Consider the following 17,919-nt stretch of genomic DNA (forward strand, 5'->3'; position numbering starts at 1 on the left):
GCGAACGAGGATTCGGACGCCGCTCCCTGCTGCTAGTTTCGCAGTTAGTTATTCCTTAATATCACGGCGTCCCTTAATCTGAGCCTGAGCTTTTGCAGCGATCGAGTCCATCGCTTCCTGGGCGGTCTGCTGGCCGAGCCATACCTTATCCAGGGCGGGATTGACCAGATCCATAATATTGTTGAAATTCTTCACATATCCGGTCGGCGTCTGGTGGCCTTTGGTCAGAATCACATCCACGATAGCTTCTTTATAACCGGAAGGTCTGGCATCCAGATTCTCCGTCCATTTGGCCAGCAGCGCAGGATCGGTATACCAGTCCTTGGGAGACGGCATCCAGGTTCCGGCTGTAAGCATATCAATGGAGGCTTCGGGGTCAAGCAGCGCCTTCAGCAGCTCCCAGGTTTCCTGGGGATGCTTGGTAGATTTGAAGATGGAGAACATGCCGCAGACCACCGTGGTGACCGGCTCCTTCATTACAGGCATCACCCCGACATTGAAGTTGAACTTCGATTGGGCGAGTCCTGCGCTTGCCCATTGTCCATCGACTGTCATCGCTACCTTTTTGGTCTGGAGAGCCACATTCGTTGCGGGAATGTTCTTGGACTGTACAGGTGAAGGGGATACATGATGCACATTCATCAGATCGGATATTTTCTGAAGGGCTTCGACCGCTTCCGGCTGATTAAGGCCGAAGGTTTTGCCGTCCGCCGAGATGAAATCCCCGCCGTTGGAATAGATGAAGTTGCTGTACACCCCCCACCAGGTGGAGATATTTGCTCCATATTGCTTGATTTTTGCCGGATCAAAGTCCGGGTCGGCCGCTGTTTTGCCGTTCATGTCCACGGTCAACTTCTTGGCAACCTCGACAAATTCATCCCAGGTCCAGGCATCCGCCACATTCGACGGAGGTGGTTCAACACCGGCCTCCTTGAAGATATCCTCATTGTAGAACAATCCGAAGGATTCCGGTCCCGGTCCGATGCCGATGACATTGCCCGGCTCCAGCGAATAGGTGATATTAGGCACCAGTGTATCCGGACTGATATCAGCATCCGTATCCAGGAATTCCTGAAGATTATAGAATTTGCCCTGCTCCGCCATCGGAAAAGCAATCGTGCCCGATTCCATCATGGCAATGTCGGGAACATCATTCCCGGCGACCATAGTCGTCAGCTTGGTATCATAATCAGCGGCAATATGCTGAAGCTCGACCTTAACGCTCGGATGCTTGGCCTCGAAATTCTGAATCGCTTTTTTATATGGAGCCACTTCCTCCGGTGATCCCCAGACAGTCATCCGCAGCTTAATATTCTCCTTCGATCCGGAATTTCCGGAAGATGCGGAAGTGTCAGGGCTTGCAGTATCCGACTTCGAGCACGCAGACAGCACGGCGGCAAGCATCAGAACCAGAGCCAATGTGATGAAGACTGATTTTCTGGGTTGCGACATATTCCAAGCCCCTCTCGATTTCTAAGTTCAACGGGTTCATAGCTGCAGTCTATGATGCCTTTATTATAAAATATAAGATAGCGCTTACATAACCCTAATCTCTTTGGATTGGTGGACCTGGATTGGCTTATAGCGGCAACGCAATCACTACCTTCGTGCCTGTTCCCGGAGTCGAGGAGATGGATATCCCGTACTCGCCGCCGTAGGTCATCTGAATGCGGTCAATAGTATTTTTAATGCCCACGGAAGAAGATTTCTGATACAGAATCCTCTGTACCGTCTCCGCACTCATGCCCCGGCCGTTGTCGGCCACCTCGTAATGCCGGGTTCTGCCGTTAATCCAGCCGCGGATTCCAATGAGTCCGCCAGAGCCGGTCTGATCGAAGCCGTGAAGAATCGCATTCTCCACAAAAGGTTGGAACAGAAGTCTGGGCACATCGTATTCAAAAAGCCGCGGGTCCATATCATACTCCACGGTGAACTTATCCTCGAAGCGGATCGACATAATATAGAAGTAATTACTCATCCAGCTCATCTCTTCGGACAAAGGTACGGCATCCCATGTCTTCCTGGAGGTATAATGCAGCATGTTGGACAGGCAGACAAGCATCCTGCTAAGCTCCTGCTGATCATTCTCAATTGCCGTCCAGTTCATCACATTCAGCGTATTGTACAGGAAATGCGGATGCATCTGCATGTTCAGTGCCTGTATCTCGGCCTCCTTCTCCTTCAGCTTGATCTCGTAATTCTCTGTCACGAGCAGGTGAATCCGGTCATTCATCCGGTTGAAGCGCTGCGTCAGCATGCCGAACTCGTCATTGCTCACCACATCCACGCGGGTCTGGAAATCGCCTTCGCCCACCGATCTCATCGCACTGAGCAGACGCTTGATGGGCTTAGTGATTTTACCCGCAATGAAATAAGCGAAGATCAGGGCCACAATCCCCATCACAACGGCCAGGGCGGTAATAGAAGTCCGGATCACTGGCACCAGGCTGCTCACCAGCCCTGCCTCCGGTATCCACACGACAGACATCCAGCCGGTCACCTCCGAACGGTCGAAACAGACGATCACGGCTTCGCCGTTCAGCGTCATTCTCCGCGCCCCGCTTTTCTCCCGCTGGAGCTCGTCCAGCCACGCTTCCTTATAAGTCTGGGCAACGTTCCCCGGCTCACTGCTGGCGACCACCTTATCCTGCGGATCAAGTACCATGTAGCGTGAGCTTCCCGGAATGCTGTCTGCATACAAGGATTTGAGCACCTCAGATTTGAAGCTTATGGCAAGTACGGGGCGTTCCACTCCGGCATCCATTTTGGCAAGCTTCGTATTGCTCAGATAGGTGAAATCCAGCAGCCGTGTAGCCGAGAAGAGATAACGGAACTCCAGGTTTCCGCCTTGCAGATAGGACTGGTTGAACATGGACGCGAACTCATAAGTCGGTATCCACACCAGCTTCCCTCCCGCCTGCCGGGCCATACGGTATATATCCGATTGCGTCGGTTCTCCTTGAGGCAGGGGTTGTCCGAAGGTGAAATAGGAGGTCCATAGCTGATAGGCAAAGATATCCTGGTTCTGGGAAAATGTTTTGCTGAGCACAGCCGTCACCTGCCGGTCAGCTGCGAACAGCTCCGCTTCATTCGCGGGGTCCAGCTGGTTGAAGATGCGGAACAGATCCTTATCGAGAAACAAGGACATGCTGTTCTGGTCCACGATCCGCAGCTTGGTGTCCATAACTTCATTATTTTTCCTGACAATCTCATACACATTCTTCTGCGCCTGCTCTGTGATAATCTTCAGGCTGGTCCGGTAGAACAAAGCCCCCAGAACGAGCAGGGGAATGGCGATCAGCAGAATATAGCTGGCCAGCAGCCGGTAACGGAAGGTGATCTTCATGCCTCACGTTTCCTTTGCGAGAGCGCGTGTTTATAGGCTTTGGGCGACATGCCGTAATACTTCTTGAATACGCGGCAAAAATATTTCGTATCCTGAAATCCGCATTCCAGGGATACCTCATATATTCGGAGCGGCTCCCCGGCGAGCAGCACCTTAGCCCGCTTCATCCGGGCCGCCGTCACATGCTCAGAGAACGTTTTTCCCGTCCTGTTCTTAATCAGTGTACTGAAATAGGAAGGGTTAAAATGGAAATGATCGGCTGCCCGCTCCAGTGTAAGCTCCTCCTTCCTATGCTGCTGTATCCAGCTTAGGCATTCAGCGATCATGCTCTCCCCCTGATCCTGCCGGGATACGGTTAAGGCCAAATGCGCTTCCCGGAGTGCCTGCCCCAAATGGGCCACCAGCTCCCGGTACGAGCGGCATGAGCGGATAAGCATCGTAGCCGTACCGGTCAGCTTCTGCTGCGCTCTCTTATCCAGAATGTCCTGATGCTCATTACGGATCTGCAGCAGCATCAGCGATGCCTGCTCCTTCAGCAGCATAGGGCTGGCCTGTCCACCGTCCGCAAGCTGGCAGAGGGCTTCCACACAAGCTTCCAATACCAGCGCAGCATCATCCATTTTCAACGCCTCATAGACCTTGCTCCAGTCAGGAACGGCCTCAAGGGAAGAAGACCTAATCTCATCTGAGAACAGCAGCCCCTGCCGGAAATCATAGAAGTTGTAACTGTTGGCCGTTCTGGCCGCCAGATAGGACCGCGGCGCTTCCTCCCGGAGAGAACGGCATTCCGGGCCAATCCCGTGGGTGAGCTGTCCGGTATGCGCCCAATCCGCAGCCAAGGACTGGGCGATGGACCGGGCTTCTTCCCGCTTGTCCCCGGTAAGGCCTTCCAGGGTAATCAAGGTAACGGCGGCAAGAGGGCCGACCTCCGTCATCCCGCTCAAGGGAATCGTGATGGCTTCCCCCCACCTGCTCCAGGCCTGCTCCAGAGCACGGATAAACACGCCGCTGTCCTGCCTCTCCCCGCTGTCCTGGCAGGAGTTCAGCTCTGAATACACAGCGACACCGCTCTCCCGCAGCCAACCATAACCGTTCAGCTCCGCCAGCTCGGCCACGGACGCACTGCCGTTCAGCCAGGACAGCATGAGCCGGTTCAGGTAGGCGGAAGAAGCGAGCTTAAGCCGGTGCTGCATCTCTTCCTCTTCACGGCGCTGCCTCTGTTCCGCTGTCAGCAGAAGGTCGATCCGCCTTAAGACCTCTGCTATTTTCTCAATCTCCACCGGCTTCAGCAGGTAATCATAAGCGCCATGGCGAACCGCCTTCTGCGCATACTCGAATAGATTGTAAGCGGATACCATGACAACCCTGGTTTTAATATCCTCTAGCTTAAGCCGTTCCAGAAATTCAAGCCCGTCCATGCCAGGCATGCGGATATCCGTCAATATGGCATCCGGGTGGTGAGCCTTCACCGCTTCCATGGCCGACAAGCCATCCTTCGCCACTTCCACCTGATCCTCCGGCCGAAGGCGCCCGATCAGATTAACCATCCCTCTAAGATGCCTGGGCTCATCATCTACGATCAATATTCTCACTATGCTCAGCCTCCCCGGCAATGGTTTGCAGTTCATAACAGCCGCAGTGTTGCCCTTATTATAGAAGCCATTCCGGTTCATTCCTAGTGGATTCATATTGGAAAGGTGGATTTGAATTAGATGCTCCGCCAGCCTGCCAACTAATTCCGCACTGTATCCGCATAAGCCCATATCAACCCGTACCTACAATAAAAAGGACTCCCATTCAGCCATCTAATGACTGCCGGAGCCCTTTCCCTATTTTCTATTTCTATGTTTCTCTGCTCCTTATTCCCGACCTATTCCCCTTACTCCGACCCTTCCCCGGCATTCCCGCTCACATCCGGGGCATTATTACCGCCTGCGGCAGGCGCGGGGCTTTCCCCGCTGCCCGCATGTCCGTCTGATCCGCTGGAGTTGGAGCTGCTGTTACCGCCTGCTGGTGTACTGTCCACGCCGGGGCTGCTCTTCTCGGTACTCAGCGAAGGGGCCGGAATGGCGATGCCCGGCGCACTACTGCCGTTCTCGCCGACGGGCTTGCCCTGATTGTCATAGTAGTACATCGGAACGTCACCGACTACCATCAGGTAGGAGACGGGGATCTCTGTATCCACCACCTGCGGCTCCATATCAAATGGAATGACAACGGCTACCTCGGTAACAATATGAATGAAGACTTCAACGAGAATCATATTGATTCCCGCATTCTGCTGCCGTGTGTTCAGCTCGACCTTCACTGCCCCCTGAGGCTCCACCTTGATCGGAATATCCGGCCCATAGGAGGCAATCAGCGGACTGCCGAGCGCCTGCCCGAGCGGAATATATTCCGTCCGGTTATGCAGCTCCTGGAGCGTGGACTGGATGACTTCGGCGGCCTGCGAGGTAATCCGCATATGCTCCTTGTAGTTGAGCATGAAGCCGGAGATTTTGCCGTTCTTGTCCGTCTTCCAGTCAATCAGCGCCTCGGCATTCCCGCCGTCCGCCACCTGGGACGTAATCGCCTTGTTAATCGATTCCGTGGCGATCTGCTTCACCCGGATCTGTGCCAGATGGAGAATCGGCGGCTTCAGATGCTGCTCCACATAACGCAGCCCCTGCAGCACCGCCATAAGCAGCAGCAGGCTCAGAACGATCCAGAATCTGCCCCTTCTGCGCGGCTTCTGCCCCTTGCCCCGGGCAGCTTCCTGCCGCTGCCCGTCCCTGCTGCCGAACAGGCGGAAGCCACCGCCACCGCGCCCGGCCTTACGCCAGGCCCGCTGGCCCGGAGCGCCCGCTGCCCTCCCGGACGGCTTCACTGTCCCGTAATCCGCTACATCCCCGTCCAGCCGGACGCCGGACCTGGAGGGCTTCGCCACGAAGCCCCCGCTCCGCCCCCAGCTCCGGCCAGGCAGACCCGCGCCGGGTCTTGACGGCTTCGCTTCGAACCTTGCTCCCGGACCCGCGCCCGGCGGCCGGATTCCCGCTCTGGACGGTTTGGCCTTGAAGGCCTGGCGGCGCCCGACCGGCCCCCTCAGGCCGCTTCCGCTGAAGTCCGGCAGACGCAGACGCCCGAAGAGCGGTACGCCTGCGCCTCGTTTCCCCCATTTTCTGATTCTGCCCATGCCCTGCAGTCCCTCCCGACATTCCTGCGGTCAAGCCGCTCCCTGTACTAATAGGCTATTCGGCGCACACGCAAAATAACCCCACAAAAGTGGGGTTAGCCTGGAAGTGAAGAACCTAATGCCCCGCCCGCTTGCGCTTATCCTCCTGAAGATGCCCCCAATGCAGCCGGACAAAGATAGCAAGCAGAATCAGCATAAATACGCCGTACCACAACAGAAAACCGTTCCAGTCCTCACGCGGGACAATGAGCGAGGAGCTGAGCGTACCGAACAGCCAGATAAAAGACAGATTGCCGAGCACCGTCCCCCAGACAAAAGCTGCCGGCTTCATCGGAGACACGGCTGACATCAGATTGATGATATTGCTGGGCACAATCGGAATCGTACGCAGCAGCACCAGCGTCCAGATGCCGTAGCGATCCAGATAGGTCTGCCATTTCTCATACTTCTTGAGCTTGTAGCCCCATTTGCGGTCGAACCAGTCGAAGAGATAGCGCCGGAAGAGAAAATAAACGACTACCGCGCCCAGGTTGCAGGCCAGCCAGCTGACAGCCATCCCGCCGATCACTTCGAATACAGAGACATGGAGCACAATCAGAATCGCCAGGGGGAAAAATCCGAACAAGCTTTGCAGCACGGCGAGCGGAAGTGTAGCGAATACAATGGACGGTCCGCTAAGTCCAAGACTCTGCAGCAGCCAGTCAATCCAGGCATTAATCATCTCGGTCATGGAGCGCTCTTCCTTTCCTGACTCCTTGCAGCATGTAAAGGAACCGCTCATTAACGTTGAAGAAAAACACCCCTCGCGGGGTGTTTATTGACAATAAATTGATATATTCTACTTGAAGAGCCGCTTAAAACAGGAATAGGAAAAGGACAGTGGTTAGCGGTACAAGTTACAGAATTGTTGCTTATTTTCTCTCATCATAGCACACATCGGTTCCCGCCGCCAGATCACTGAACCTCCAGATTTCACTTAAGCAGAAACGCCGGCCATCCACTCATTAACCTTCGCTTCATTGCTCTCTACCCAGTCCTTGGCCGCTTCTTCAGGCGATTGTCCGCCTTGAATCTTGACCATAACCTGCTCCATATCCTCTGCGGTCCACTTGAATTGGCTCAGGAACTTGTGTACATCAGGCATATCTTCCTTCAGGCCTTTGCGGACCATGGTATGAATCTGCTCGGCACCGCCGTAGACATTCTTCGGATCGTCCAGGTACTTGAGGTCCATGTTGGCGAACATCCAGTGCGGAGTCCAGCCGGTGACTACAATCGGTTCATTCTTGTCAAAAGCCTTCTGCAGCTCCTGCGCCATCGCCGCCGACGAGCTTTCCAGCAGCGTATAATCGCTCAAGCCGTAGGCTTCGAGCGCTTTTTCCGTAGCCGTCATAATTCCGGCTCCCGGCTCAATTCCGATAATCCGCTTATCCAGCGTTGCCGCAACCTCCGCATTGTTCAGATCCTCAATGGAGTTAATCTCCATATAAGCGGGAACGGCAAGCCCGGTCTTCGTTCCATCCAGATTCACACCGGCATCCTCAATGTCCTTGCCGTATTTCTCCACATAAGAGGCATGGGTGCTTGGCAGCCAGGCGGCTACCATCGCGTCTGCGCTTCCGTCAGCAATCCCTGCCCACATCGGTCCGGCATCGACCTGCAGCATCTCCACCTTCATGCCGAGCTTCGTCTCCAGCACTTCCTTGACTACGTTTGTACTGGCGATCTCGGAATCCCAGGCCACATAAGCCAGCTTCACCGTACTATTATTATTGGACGAACAACCAGCTACCAGGACTACTGCCATGAGCAGCATCAGCAAAATTAGCGGTCTACGCTTTATCGATTGATTTCTTTTCATATTATTATACACTCCTATCCTTGTGGTTTGGATTTGAACAGCTTCTGGGTCAGACGGTCCAGCAGTATGGCAATAATAACAATGGCGATCCCCGCCTCGAAGCCCGCGCCGGTCTTGGCCTGCGATACCGCACGGTATACATAGGCTCCGACCCCCTGGGCTCCGATCATGGACGAGATAACGACCATAGACAGTGACAGCATGATCGTCTGATTAATACCGGCCATAATGGTCGGCAGTGCGATCGGCAGCTGCAGCTTGAACAGCTTCTGGCTTGCGGTTGAACCGAAGGCATCCGCAGCTTCCACAAGCTCCGGCGACACCTGACGAATACCCAGGTTAGTTAAGCGGATCGTTGGCGGAATCGCAAATATAATAGAAGCAATGACGCCGGGAACAACCCCCAGCGAGAAGAAGGAGACGGCCGGAAGCAGATAGACGAACGCCGGCATCGTCTGCATGAAGTCTAAGATAGGGGTGGCGATATTCTGGAAGGTCCGGCTCTGCGCACAGAATACTCCCAGCGGAACCCCGATAACTACAGCCAATAAGGAAGCTGTCAGCACAAGGGCCAGCGACTGCATCGACGGGCCCCATAACCCCAGATTATCTATCAGCAAAAGCCCGAGCACCGCAAACAGCGCCATCCGCCATTTGCCAATCCAGTAGGCCAGAGCAGCGATAAGAAGGGTCAACACAATGGCTGGCAGGAAATTCAGCGCCGCATCAATCCCGCTCACCATTCCCCCGATTACAGCATGAATGAAATCAAATATAGGGCCGAAGTAGGTCGTGAGCCAATCTTCGATCCATTCTACGCCCTTTCCGAGCGGTATCTTGGGTATATTCATGAACCTAATCCTCCTTCAGGAACCGCGTTACCGGCCAGAGCAGACAGCACAGCCCCTTTGATAACAATGCCCTTCAGCTTCTCGCCTTCCCCTACTACAGCAACGGGCAGATGTGTCTCCGACATCAGCTCGAACAGATCATTCAACAGGGTATCCGGCTGAACACGTGGAATATCACGCAGCATCACATCGAGTATGCTGCGGTTCTCCTTCAACGCCTGTGAGGCATTATCCGCAGTCAGCAGACCTTGCAGCCGCATCTCGTTATCCGCCACATACAGGCTGGATACGCCGCTGTCCCGCATAAGCTGCAGGGCAACCCGGGGTCCGCGTTCCGGGCGGATCATCTCCGGCTTGCGCATCACATGAGAAGCGGTCAGGACTTTGGACAGATCCACATCCTCCACGAAGCGCTCCACATATTTGTTCGCAGGCTGGATAAGAATTTCTTCCGGCGATCCGATCTGGACAATGACCCCGTCCTTCATCAGGGCAATACGGTCCCCGATCCGCAGCGCCTCATCCAGATCATGCGTGATGAATACAATCGTCTTCTTCACTCTGGACTGCAGCTCCAGCAGCTCCTGCTGCATATCCTTGCGGATCAGCGGATCAAGCGCACTGAACGCTTCATCCATCAGCAGGATGTCAGGATCATTGGCCAGACCGCGCGCCAGGCCGACACGCTGCTGCATGCCCCCGCTAAGCTGATCCGGACGGTGATTCTCCCAGCCTTTTAGACCCACTAGCTCAAGAGCCTCCATTGCAAGTCGGGTTCTCTTACTTTTCTCCACCCCTTGAACTTCCAGTCCGTATTCTGCGTTGGCCAGCACACTGCGGTGCGGGAACAGCGCGAACTTTTGAAAGACCATGCCGATATTCTTGCGCCGGAATTCTCTTAGCTGCTCCGGGCTCATCTTGACAACATCCTTGCCCTTGAACAGCACCTGGCCCCCGGTGGGCTCAATCAGCCGGTTCAATAGACGGACGAGCGTGGATTTACCGCTGCCCGACAAGCCCATAATGACGAATATTTCTCCTTCTTCAATGCTGAATTCGGCTTTGTTCACTCCGACCGTCAGCTTGGCTTCCTTGGCGATTCTTTCTTTGGACCAGCCTTGTTCCATTAATGGAAGCGCCCGTGCTGCATCATGACCGAATACTTTGGTTAACTGTTTCACCTCTATAATTGCCATGGTGACCTCCTTCTCCCCTTATACTTTCGGGTTAATGCTACTGACCTAGTGTAACGGACTTACGAAAAGAGAAGCAAAGCGCATATTCGGTTAAAATTTAGCGTACAGTTTTAACTTTACAAACTTTACGTATAGAATACTCTGTTTAACGCCATATTCCGTTACTGATGAATTCTTTACTTCTTGCCAAGGATTTGATTACAATACACTGGAGAGGTTTCTAGCCTGTCAGCCTATTCCTCAGGAGGGACATCATGAACGATTTAGAGGGGCTTCTGCCCGAGCAAATAGAGAAAATCAGCAAGGCCCGTGAACGAGTGATCGATTCTATCGGCAAAAACATGGATTTATACGGCATCACCTTGTCCATCGGGCATTTATACGGTTACATGTACTTCAAGGAGGGCCCGGTCACACTGGATGAACTAAGCAGTAACATGGGCATGAGCAAGACCTCAATGAGTACTGGAGTGCGTACACTGCTGGATTTGAAGATGATCGACAAAGTCTGGGGCAAGGGCACCCGCAAGGATCTGTTCGAGGTGGTGCCCGACTGGCATCAGAACTTCAGCGACTACTTCTCCATTAAATGGAGAAAAGCAGTGGAAGGAAATATGACCGCCCTTAACAAATCGCTCGCCGAAATCCGGCAAATGCAAATCGATTATGCGGACGAGCCGGACCTCTCGCGCCTGCTCCACACCGACGAGATCAAGATTGAGGAAGCCATCAAATATTACCGCTGGCTGCTGAAGCTGATCGAGTCACTTGAAACCGGCAAGATCTTTGAATTAATCCCTAAAGAATAATATCAGCTATAGGCGTTCAAACTATTCTGGACAAAATCATCCTAACGGATGAATGGGATTACCTCCACGCTGGCAAATGTAATATTGTTTTCCACATGCATTCGGGCCATCGCCTGCGTTTGAGCACATTGTATGCTGTTTTTCGCATACATTTGGTCCATATGATGCTCTACCAGGAAAACTATAGTTTCCATACAAGTATCAAAACGGCCGCGCCCCTTGAATTCAAGGACCGCGGCCATTTTCGCATGCTGATGTGCTGTCTTTCGGCAGTTATACTACCGGCAAATCACGCCGTCTTCCGTTAGCTTACGAGTTCTCCACCAGACTGACGTCATCGATGTAGATATGATTGCCTGCCTCGATAGCCGCATTCGTCTCTGTGCTGTTGCCGGGATTCAGCCCCAGCAGAAAGACCAAATGAACACCTGCATCGGTCCCGCCGTTCATGGTGAAGGTGTAGCTGAAGCGCTGCATTTCGCCAGTCAGCGCAGCGGCGGTTGTCTGCAAATATTTCGTATATTCCCCTCCGAAATGCTCGACTGCTACTTCAATCAGCCGGGTGATATCCGAACGGGCGCTGAAGGCCAAGGTATAGCTTTTACCCTGAGTGAGCTTCAGATCCCTGTAATCTACCTGGGCGGCGTAGTTGGCAGATCCCGTGAAGCCCAGCGACACCTCAAGCTCGCCATTCTGGACTGCAGCATTTCCGGCGCCCTCGAAGTACTGGGTCCAGCCCTTAAGAGCCGGCTGTTCATCGAATGTACCGTTATCCAGTGTGCCGCTGGCAGGCTCCGTGTCCGGTACGTCCGTTACCTTCCTAAGCACAATGTCGTCAAAAGAAATCGTATGCGCCGTATGGTTCGCCGTCTTATCTTCACCCAGTGTCGCACCAATCAGATAATTCAGCTTCAGCGGATTGTCATTCGTCACACTAAACTGTGTGCTGTAAGTCGCCCATGTGGCTGTAATGTCGAACTTCGACTGAGCCGCTTGGGCAGAGGTTCCGCTGTATTCCACGACTATCTGCCGGGGAACGGTAGATTTCGCTCTGAAGCTCAGCTCATAGGTTGCGCCGGCTTCAAGCGGGATTTTGTCCTGATAGAGCTGGGTATGCCAGGCTTGTGCCCCGGCCGCCGTGATCAGCACCTCCGCTGCTCCGTCCACCACTTGGAAGGACGAGGCTCCGCCTTCGCCGGACCAGGTGGACCAGCCTGAGCTGCCGCCGGTGAATGATCCGTTAACGACCAGATTGTTATCATTCGCCAGTAAGGTCTGCACCACACTAGCGTTGACATACCCTTCGGCTTCCACGGTAATGATATAGCTTCCCTCTGCCGGGAAGGCGGCAGGCTGAATTGTGATTGCTCCCGGCCCTACATGATACAACTCTGCCGCAAGCGTGGCGCCGTTCACTTTAACGGACTTAATGCTGCCGGACCACTCTGCTTTCTGGATGAAGGTCAGCTCAATCGGCTGTGATACCCGGTTGGCTGTGGAATCTGCTAGCAGCTCCTGCGGCTTCGCCGGGGCGTCCTTGATCTCGAATCTGACATTGTCGATGATGATGTCATGACTCTGCGGAACACTCACCCCGCCCACCTTGCCGAGCAAGAATTTCAGTGACAGCGTATCATTCGCCCCCTGCCGGAATTCGAACCGGTAATGCTTCTTCTCCGGTGTCAGCTCCACCGTCTTATCGATGGAAGGGGAATAGCTCGCATTCTCTGCCTTCACATTGATCTGCCGGGCCACGCTGGCGCTGGCATCGAATTCAACCACATAATCGAGGCCCGCCGCTGCCTTCAGGTTATTCTGGAAAAGCATCACCGAATACGCCTGATTGCCGGTGTTCGTAATGCTGAATTTGGCTGCTCCATCCACCGCAGCCGCAGTGCTCTGGCCGCCGTCTTCTGTAAGCAGCCGCTCCCAGCTCGTAAGCCCGAAGCTGAAATCCCCGTTCAAGAGCGGGTAATAGGTCAGATCAGGATCATAATAGGAGCTGGTGCGTACCAGCATGAATTGATCCAGCAGCACTGTTCCAGTGCCCCCGGTCAGGCGCAGGATGAATTGTCCGAGATGATCCGTAGCTCCCGCGAGATTCTTGAACACCGCTTCAGCCTGCTGATGGCCCGCACTCAACTGAACCGGCTGGGAAGCATAGACTACGCCGTCATGGCCGCGCAGTGTGGCAATTGCTGTCCTTGCGGAGGAGCTGTCTGCCTCGAAGGTCAGCTTGTAATCCTGGCCTTGCACCAGGAAGATCCCCTTCTGTTGCAGCGTAACCTCGCTGCCGCCGGTGTCAGCGCCTGTAATGTCCAGCTTCAGGCGGCCTTCAGTGTCAACCTGCGGATTAACCTCCGCATCTCCTGAAGCATCGATATGCCAATAGCTCATCCGGTCCGGTTCGCCCAGATCGAAGCTGCCGTTGTAGAGGTGATTGCCATTGCCGAGCGGCGCCTTGGCGCTGTCATGCTCGAAGGGGATACTGCCGATTTCTTCAAGCCGTGCATTGCCAAGCCATACTGGGGAAGCATTGGTCCCCAGATTGAACTCAATCCGCGCGGCATTGTCCGAGTTCTCCTTCATCTGGAACATCGTCTCGTAATGCTGAAGCTGCGGGGTCAGCACCGCCTTGAACGCCGGGGAATAGGACGGGAAGCCCAGCGGTGCGCCGCCGGTCAGCCGGGCTGTGAACTCCCTCGCCGTATCCGTTCTGGCGTCGAAGCTTAGCTTGTAATATCTGCCCTTTGCCAGCGAGACAATGGCCTGCGGCTGAATCGAATAAGAGTTACCGCCCGGCTTCAAAATGTTTACCTTGAGGAGATTCACGCCGCCTGCCTGCTCCAGAGACAGAGCCGCATCCGCGCCTTCATCCTTGTAGAGTATCCAGTGGGCTGTATTCGGGATGCCCATCCCCGGATCTCCCTCCACCTGCTGCGTGAACCCGCTGTTATAAATGAAGTTCCCATCTGCCAGCGGCGGCTTCGCCCCCTCAAGATAAGGCTCTTTCTCCAGCTCAACCGGAACCGGCTGCCGGTATTCGCGTCCGGTCAGCTCATAGATTCTGACATAGTCAATCTCCATGGAACTCGGAAATACCGTTTCTTCCGTAGGGTTACCGTCAAAGTTGCCGCCGACTGCCAGATTCATCAGCAGGTGGAACTTCTGGTTGAACGGTGCCGGATACGCATTGATAGCGGGCTGTCCGCTACTTTTGCTGTACCAGTCATTCTTGGTGGAGAACAGCACCCCATCCACATACCAGCGGATCTCTCCCGGCTCCCACTCAATGGAGTAGGTGTGGAATTCTTCAATAGTGGAACCGCCCGGCAACACATATTCCTTGCCGGAATAGACATTATCCGGCCACTGGGAACCATAATGGATCGTTCCGGCAACCACATTCGGGCGGCTGCCCCAGCCTTCCATAATATCCAGCTCCCCGGAGGCCGCCCAATTGCCGTACACATAATTCTCCGGCAGCATCCAGATCGCCGGCCAGAGCCCCTTGCCTGTTGGCGCTTTCGCCCGGATTTCGAATTTGCCGTACACCTTGCTGTACAAGCCATTGGTCTTGATTCTGGTGGAAGTGTACGGCTTGCCGCCCATTGCCTCCTTGCGCGCGGTAATGATTAACTTGCCGTCCTGCTCCTTCACATTCTTCGCGTCATTGGTGTAATACTCCAGCTCATTATTGCCCCAGCCGGGATTCCCGACAGCGGTGCCATCGCCGAGATCATAGGTCCACTTCGCAGGATCGATAACATTGTCATCGAATTCATCATTCCACACCAGACTCCACGGAACACTGGTCGGCGTTGGCGTCGGCTCCGGCGTAACTACTGGCTCCGGCGTCGCCGTGACAGCCGGTGTAGCCGTCGCAATCTCTCCTCCCCCAGCAGCAACAGGCGGCTGGCTGGCCTGCGGCGAGGCCAGATTCAGATTGCTGTGGCTGCCCGGCTTGAGCACGATGCCCCCGGCCGTCACAGCCTCCGCCTGATTCAGCACGGTGCCGAAGCTGCCGCTGCCCGTAATCGTAGTACCCCGGGCCCCGGCTGTAAGGAGCAGCTCAGCCACCTGCGCTTGATTCATCAGCATCAGCTTGCCGGGAACGCCCCAGATCAGCTTGGATAGCTTGCCTGACAAGCTCAGCATGAGGTTGCCTCCCGCCGCATCAGCGGTGGATACCACCCCATAGTTACCAATAAGAGTGACAATCTGCTCCCCTGCCGGGAGGACAACATTACCGAATCCCTCCCCGGTAAGCGTACCTTCTTCAAGGATAACACCGGAATCAAGGTGTACTGTTCCGGCAGTTGTCGTCCCGCTGGCAACGATGCGGACGCTGCCCTTCGGCTTCGCTACCTGAACAGCCCCAGGACTGCTGTCCGTAAGGCTTATGCCCTGCCCCCCGCCGCCGCGAATATAGGTTGTGCCGGTAACCTGCACCCCCTGAAGCCGGATTACTCCTTCCCCGATTCCCTCGGTAAGATAGAGATTTCCATCAATGATACTGTCCCTCAGTGTAATATCCCCATGGCTCAGCACCACATTGCCCTTCACCTTGCCCAGCTTCACTTCCCCGGCTGCGGAGCGGAGCTCCGGCACCAGTGTATCTGCCAGCTTCGCCAGCTCAGCACGGGTAATCCCCCCGTCCGGCTTGAATAAGCCTCCGGGATAGCCCTGCATATAACCGGCTGCTGTAAAAGCATCCGCCGCAGCGCTTACTGCACTGTCAGCTCCCGCCAGGTCGCTATACATGCCCTTGGCTTGACGTTCAGTCTCCAGCCTCAATATCCGCTGCAACGCCACAGCTGCCTCCCCGCGCTTCAGCGGAGCCGCAGGTTCGATACGCTGATTTGCGTCTGTACTCAGATACCCCACTGCTACCGCTTTGGCAATATCGTCCTTGTACCAGGCCGCCGCCGGGATATCCGCCGGAAGCACAGCCGCCATATCCTTATAGCCGAATATCCGGTTGACGATTGCCGTGAATTCTGCCCGGGTTACCTGCTGCTCCGGCCGGAAGCTGCCGTCTCCGTAGCCGGAGATCACCCCGCTGCGGCTCCATCGCTGCACTGCTTGAGCCGCCCAACTGCCCTCTTTTACATCGGTAAACGCTTTCAAATCACTAGTCCCCAAGCTTCCGCCCTGCAAGGCGGCCGTTGTCTCCGCAGGCGCTGTCAGTCTGCTCTGAACAGACTTCGCCTCAGCCCCGCCGCTGCCCAGCGGCGATAAAAGTCCGGTAACGATTACTGCGGCTGCTAACAGCGCTGATATATTCCTTTTCATTCCGTATATGCCTCCTCAGGATTAAAGTCTCCTCTTACCGCATTTCCATCGCCCCGCTGCCCTCAAGCCCCGGACCGAAATCGGTTTCGATTTTCTCCGTGCCATTCCTCTGAATGCAATTAACCTTTGACTTGTTTCGGCAAGTTGAATAGACTCTAGAAAGGACTGCTGTTTGACAGCAGAGAGTGTCCAAGTGAACGGTCAGTAGCCTTGAGAAACCCTGGCATACCCGTCTTTTGGCCCTGTTATAACTATTCAGCGGGGGTGAGCATAGTCATGCAAATGAATATCAAAAAAATTGCCGAAATGGCCGGGGTCTCTGTATCGACTGTGTCCAAAATCATGAACAATTACAGCGATGTTTCCGAAAAAACGAAACGAAGAGTGCTCGAAATCATCGAACAAACCGGATATACCCCTTCAAGCTCCGCCAAGACGCTGGCCACCAAGAAATCGAATCTGATCGGGGTTATTTTTGCCGGTGAGCTGAATGTGGAATTTACCCATCCTTTTTTTGTAGAGGTGCTGAATTCGTTCAAGAAGCAGATGGGGGTGCTGGGGTATGATCTGATTTTCTTCTCGAATGAGAAGTTCATTAACAGCGGCGATTACTACTCACGTTGCCTGCATTTCCATGTGGATGGCTGTGTTATTATCTCCGGAGAAAAGATGGAACCCGCCATACAGGAGCTCGACCGGAGCCATATTCCCTGCATCGGCGTTGACCTGGAGCTGACCGGCAAGAAATCCGGCTATGTCATGTCAGACAATTACCAGATTGCTTCCAAGGTGGTGGAGCACTTCTACCTGCTCGGGCACCGGGAGCTTGGCTTCATAGGCAGTACAGCGGATTCGGATATCTCCAACCGGCGCGAAGCAGGGTATGTCCGAGCCATTGCCGGCTTCGGCCTGGCCATGAATCCGGGGTGGTTCGTGCATGGCGGTGATTTCTTCGAGCCCAGCGGTTATGAGGCGATGAACTCGTTAATTGCATCGGGAAATTTGCCAAAAGCGGTCTTCGCCGCCTCCGATCTCCTCGCCCTCGGTGCCATCCGCGCCTTGAAGGAGCAGGGTCTGCGTGTTCCCGAGGATGTGGCCATCATCGGCTGTGACGATATCGAGGCCTGCCAGTATACCAGCCCTACACTGACTACCATCCGCCAGAACAAGGAACGCCTGGGTGTGCTCGCCGCCCATATGCTGTTCGATCTCATCAACAACCAGTCTGAAGGCGGCTCGTTTGTCGTTGAACCGGCGCTGATCGTCCGTGAATCCTGCGGCAGCGGGCTAACGCACCTGAACCGTTGAACCATTGAACTCCTGCTTCTCCCGGATCTGTCCTGCACCCCCTCCCCTCCAGCTCAGAACTTCGCTTGGCTGCATTCCGCA

At 54.7% G+C, this 17,919-nt stretch carries 11 protein-coding genes; 2 read left to right on the plus strand and 9 right to left on the minus strand.

What is annotated here, in order from left to right:
- Positions 1-48: 48 nt before the first annotated feature.
- The 8 genes from NST43_RS25660 to NST43_RS25695 all read right to left on the minus strand — a co-directional run bounded on the left by NST43_RS25660 (position 49) and on the right by NST43_RS25695 (position 10,426).
- Positions 49-1,452, minus strand: coding sequence for a sugar ABC transporter substrate-binding protein (locus tag NST43_RS25660; protein ID WP_339220146.1), 1,404 nt, complete (start codon positions 1,450-1,452; stop codon positions 49-51).
- Positions 1,453-1,579: 127 nt separating this feature from the next.
- Positions 1,580-3,346 (minus strand): sensor histidine kinase, encoded by a 1,767-nt coding sequence (locus NST43_RS25665; protein WP_339220147.1) that lies wholly within the window; start codon positions 3,344-3,346, stop codon positions 1,580-1,582.
- On the minus strand, positions 3,343-4,938 hold the full coding sequence (locus NST43_RS25670; protein ID WP_339220149.1) for a response regulator: 1,596 nt from the start codon (positions 4,936-4,938) through the stop codon (positions 3,343-3,345). The genes NST43_RS25665 and NST43_RS25670 overlap by 4 nt, the downstream gene beginning before the upstream one ends.
- Before the next feature lie 287 nt (positions 4,939-5,225).
- Positions 5,226-6,050 carry a sporulation protein YunB gene (gene yunB / locus NST43_RS25675; protein WP_339225526.1) on the minus strand — a complete coding sequence of 275 codons (825 nt, stop codon included), beginning with the start codon at positions 6,048-6,050 and terminating at the stop codon, positions 5,226-5,228.
- 583 nt (positions 6,051-6,633) lie between these two features.
- On the minus strand, positions 6,634-7,248 hold the full coding sequence (locus tag NST43_RS25680; protein WP_339220150.1) for a VTT domain-containing protein: 615 nt from the start codon (positions 7,246-7,248) through the stop codon (positions 6,634-6,636).
- A gap of 246 nt (positions 7,249-7,494) precedes the next feature.
- Positions 7,495-8,379, minus strand: a complete 885-nt coding sequence (locus tag NST43_RS25685) for a glycine betaine ABC transporter substrate-binding protein (protein WP_339220151.1) — start codon at positions 8,377-8,379, stop codon at positions 7,495-7,497.
- Positions 8,380-8,393: 14 nt separating this feature from the next.
- Positions 8,394-9,230 carry a proline/glycine betaine ABC transporter permease gene (locus NST43_RS25690; RefSeq protein ID WP_209993213.1) on the minus strand — a complete coding sequence of 279 codons (837 nt, stop codon included), beginning with the start codon at positions 9,228-9,230 and terminating at the stop codon, positions 8,394-8,396.
- On the minus strand, positions 9,227-10,426 hold the full coding sequence (locus NST43_RS25695) for a glycine betaine/L-proline ABC transporter ATP-binding protein (protein ID WP_209993214.1): 1,200 nt from the start codon (positions 10,424-10,426) through the stop codon (positions 9,227-9,229). Before NST43_RS25695 ends, NST43_RS25690 begins: the two co-directional genes overlap by 4 nt.
- A gap of 254 nt (positions 10,427-10,680) precedes the next feature.
- Between NST43_RS25695 and NST43_RS25700 the strand changes: the two genes are divergently transcribed.
- Positions 10,681-11,235, plus strand: coding sequence for a GbsR/MarR family transcriptional regulator (locus tag NST43_RS25700; protein ID WP_209993215.1), 555 nt, complete (start codon positions 10,681-10,683; stop codon positions 11,233-11,235).
- A 309-nt stretch (positions 11,236-11,544) separates the two neighbouring features.
- Here NST43_RS25700 and NST43_RS25705 read toward each other — a convergent pair whose 3' ends face one another.
- A complete protein-coding gene (locus NST43_RS25705) occupies positions 11,545-16,530 on the minus strand; it encodes a carbohydrate binding domain-containing protein (protein ID WP_339220152.1) in 4,986 nt (1,661 codons plus the stop codon).
- 282 nt (positions 16,531-16,812) lie between these two features.
- On the opposite strand from NST43_RS25705, the gene NST43_RS25710 reads away from it, so the two are divergent.
- The gene (locus NST43_RS25710; RefSeq protein ID WP_209993217.1) at positions 16,813-17,838 is read left to right on the plus strand and encodes a LacI family DNA-binding transcriptional regulator; all 1,026 of its coding nucleotides are present in this window, start codon (positions 16,813-16,815) and stop codon (positions 17,836-17,838) included.
- Positions 17,839-17,919: the final 81 nt, after the last annotated feature.

It is taken from the genome of Paenibacillus sp. FSL H8-0332 (assembly GCF_037963835.1).
Taxonomy (GTDB): Bacteria; Bacillota; Bacilli; order Paenibacillales; family Paenibacillaceae; genus Paenibacillus_AQ; species Paenibacillus_AQ rhizoplanae.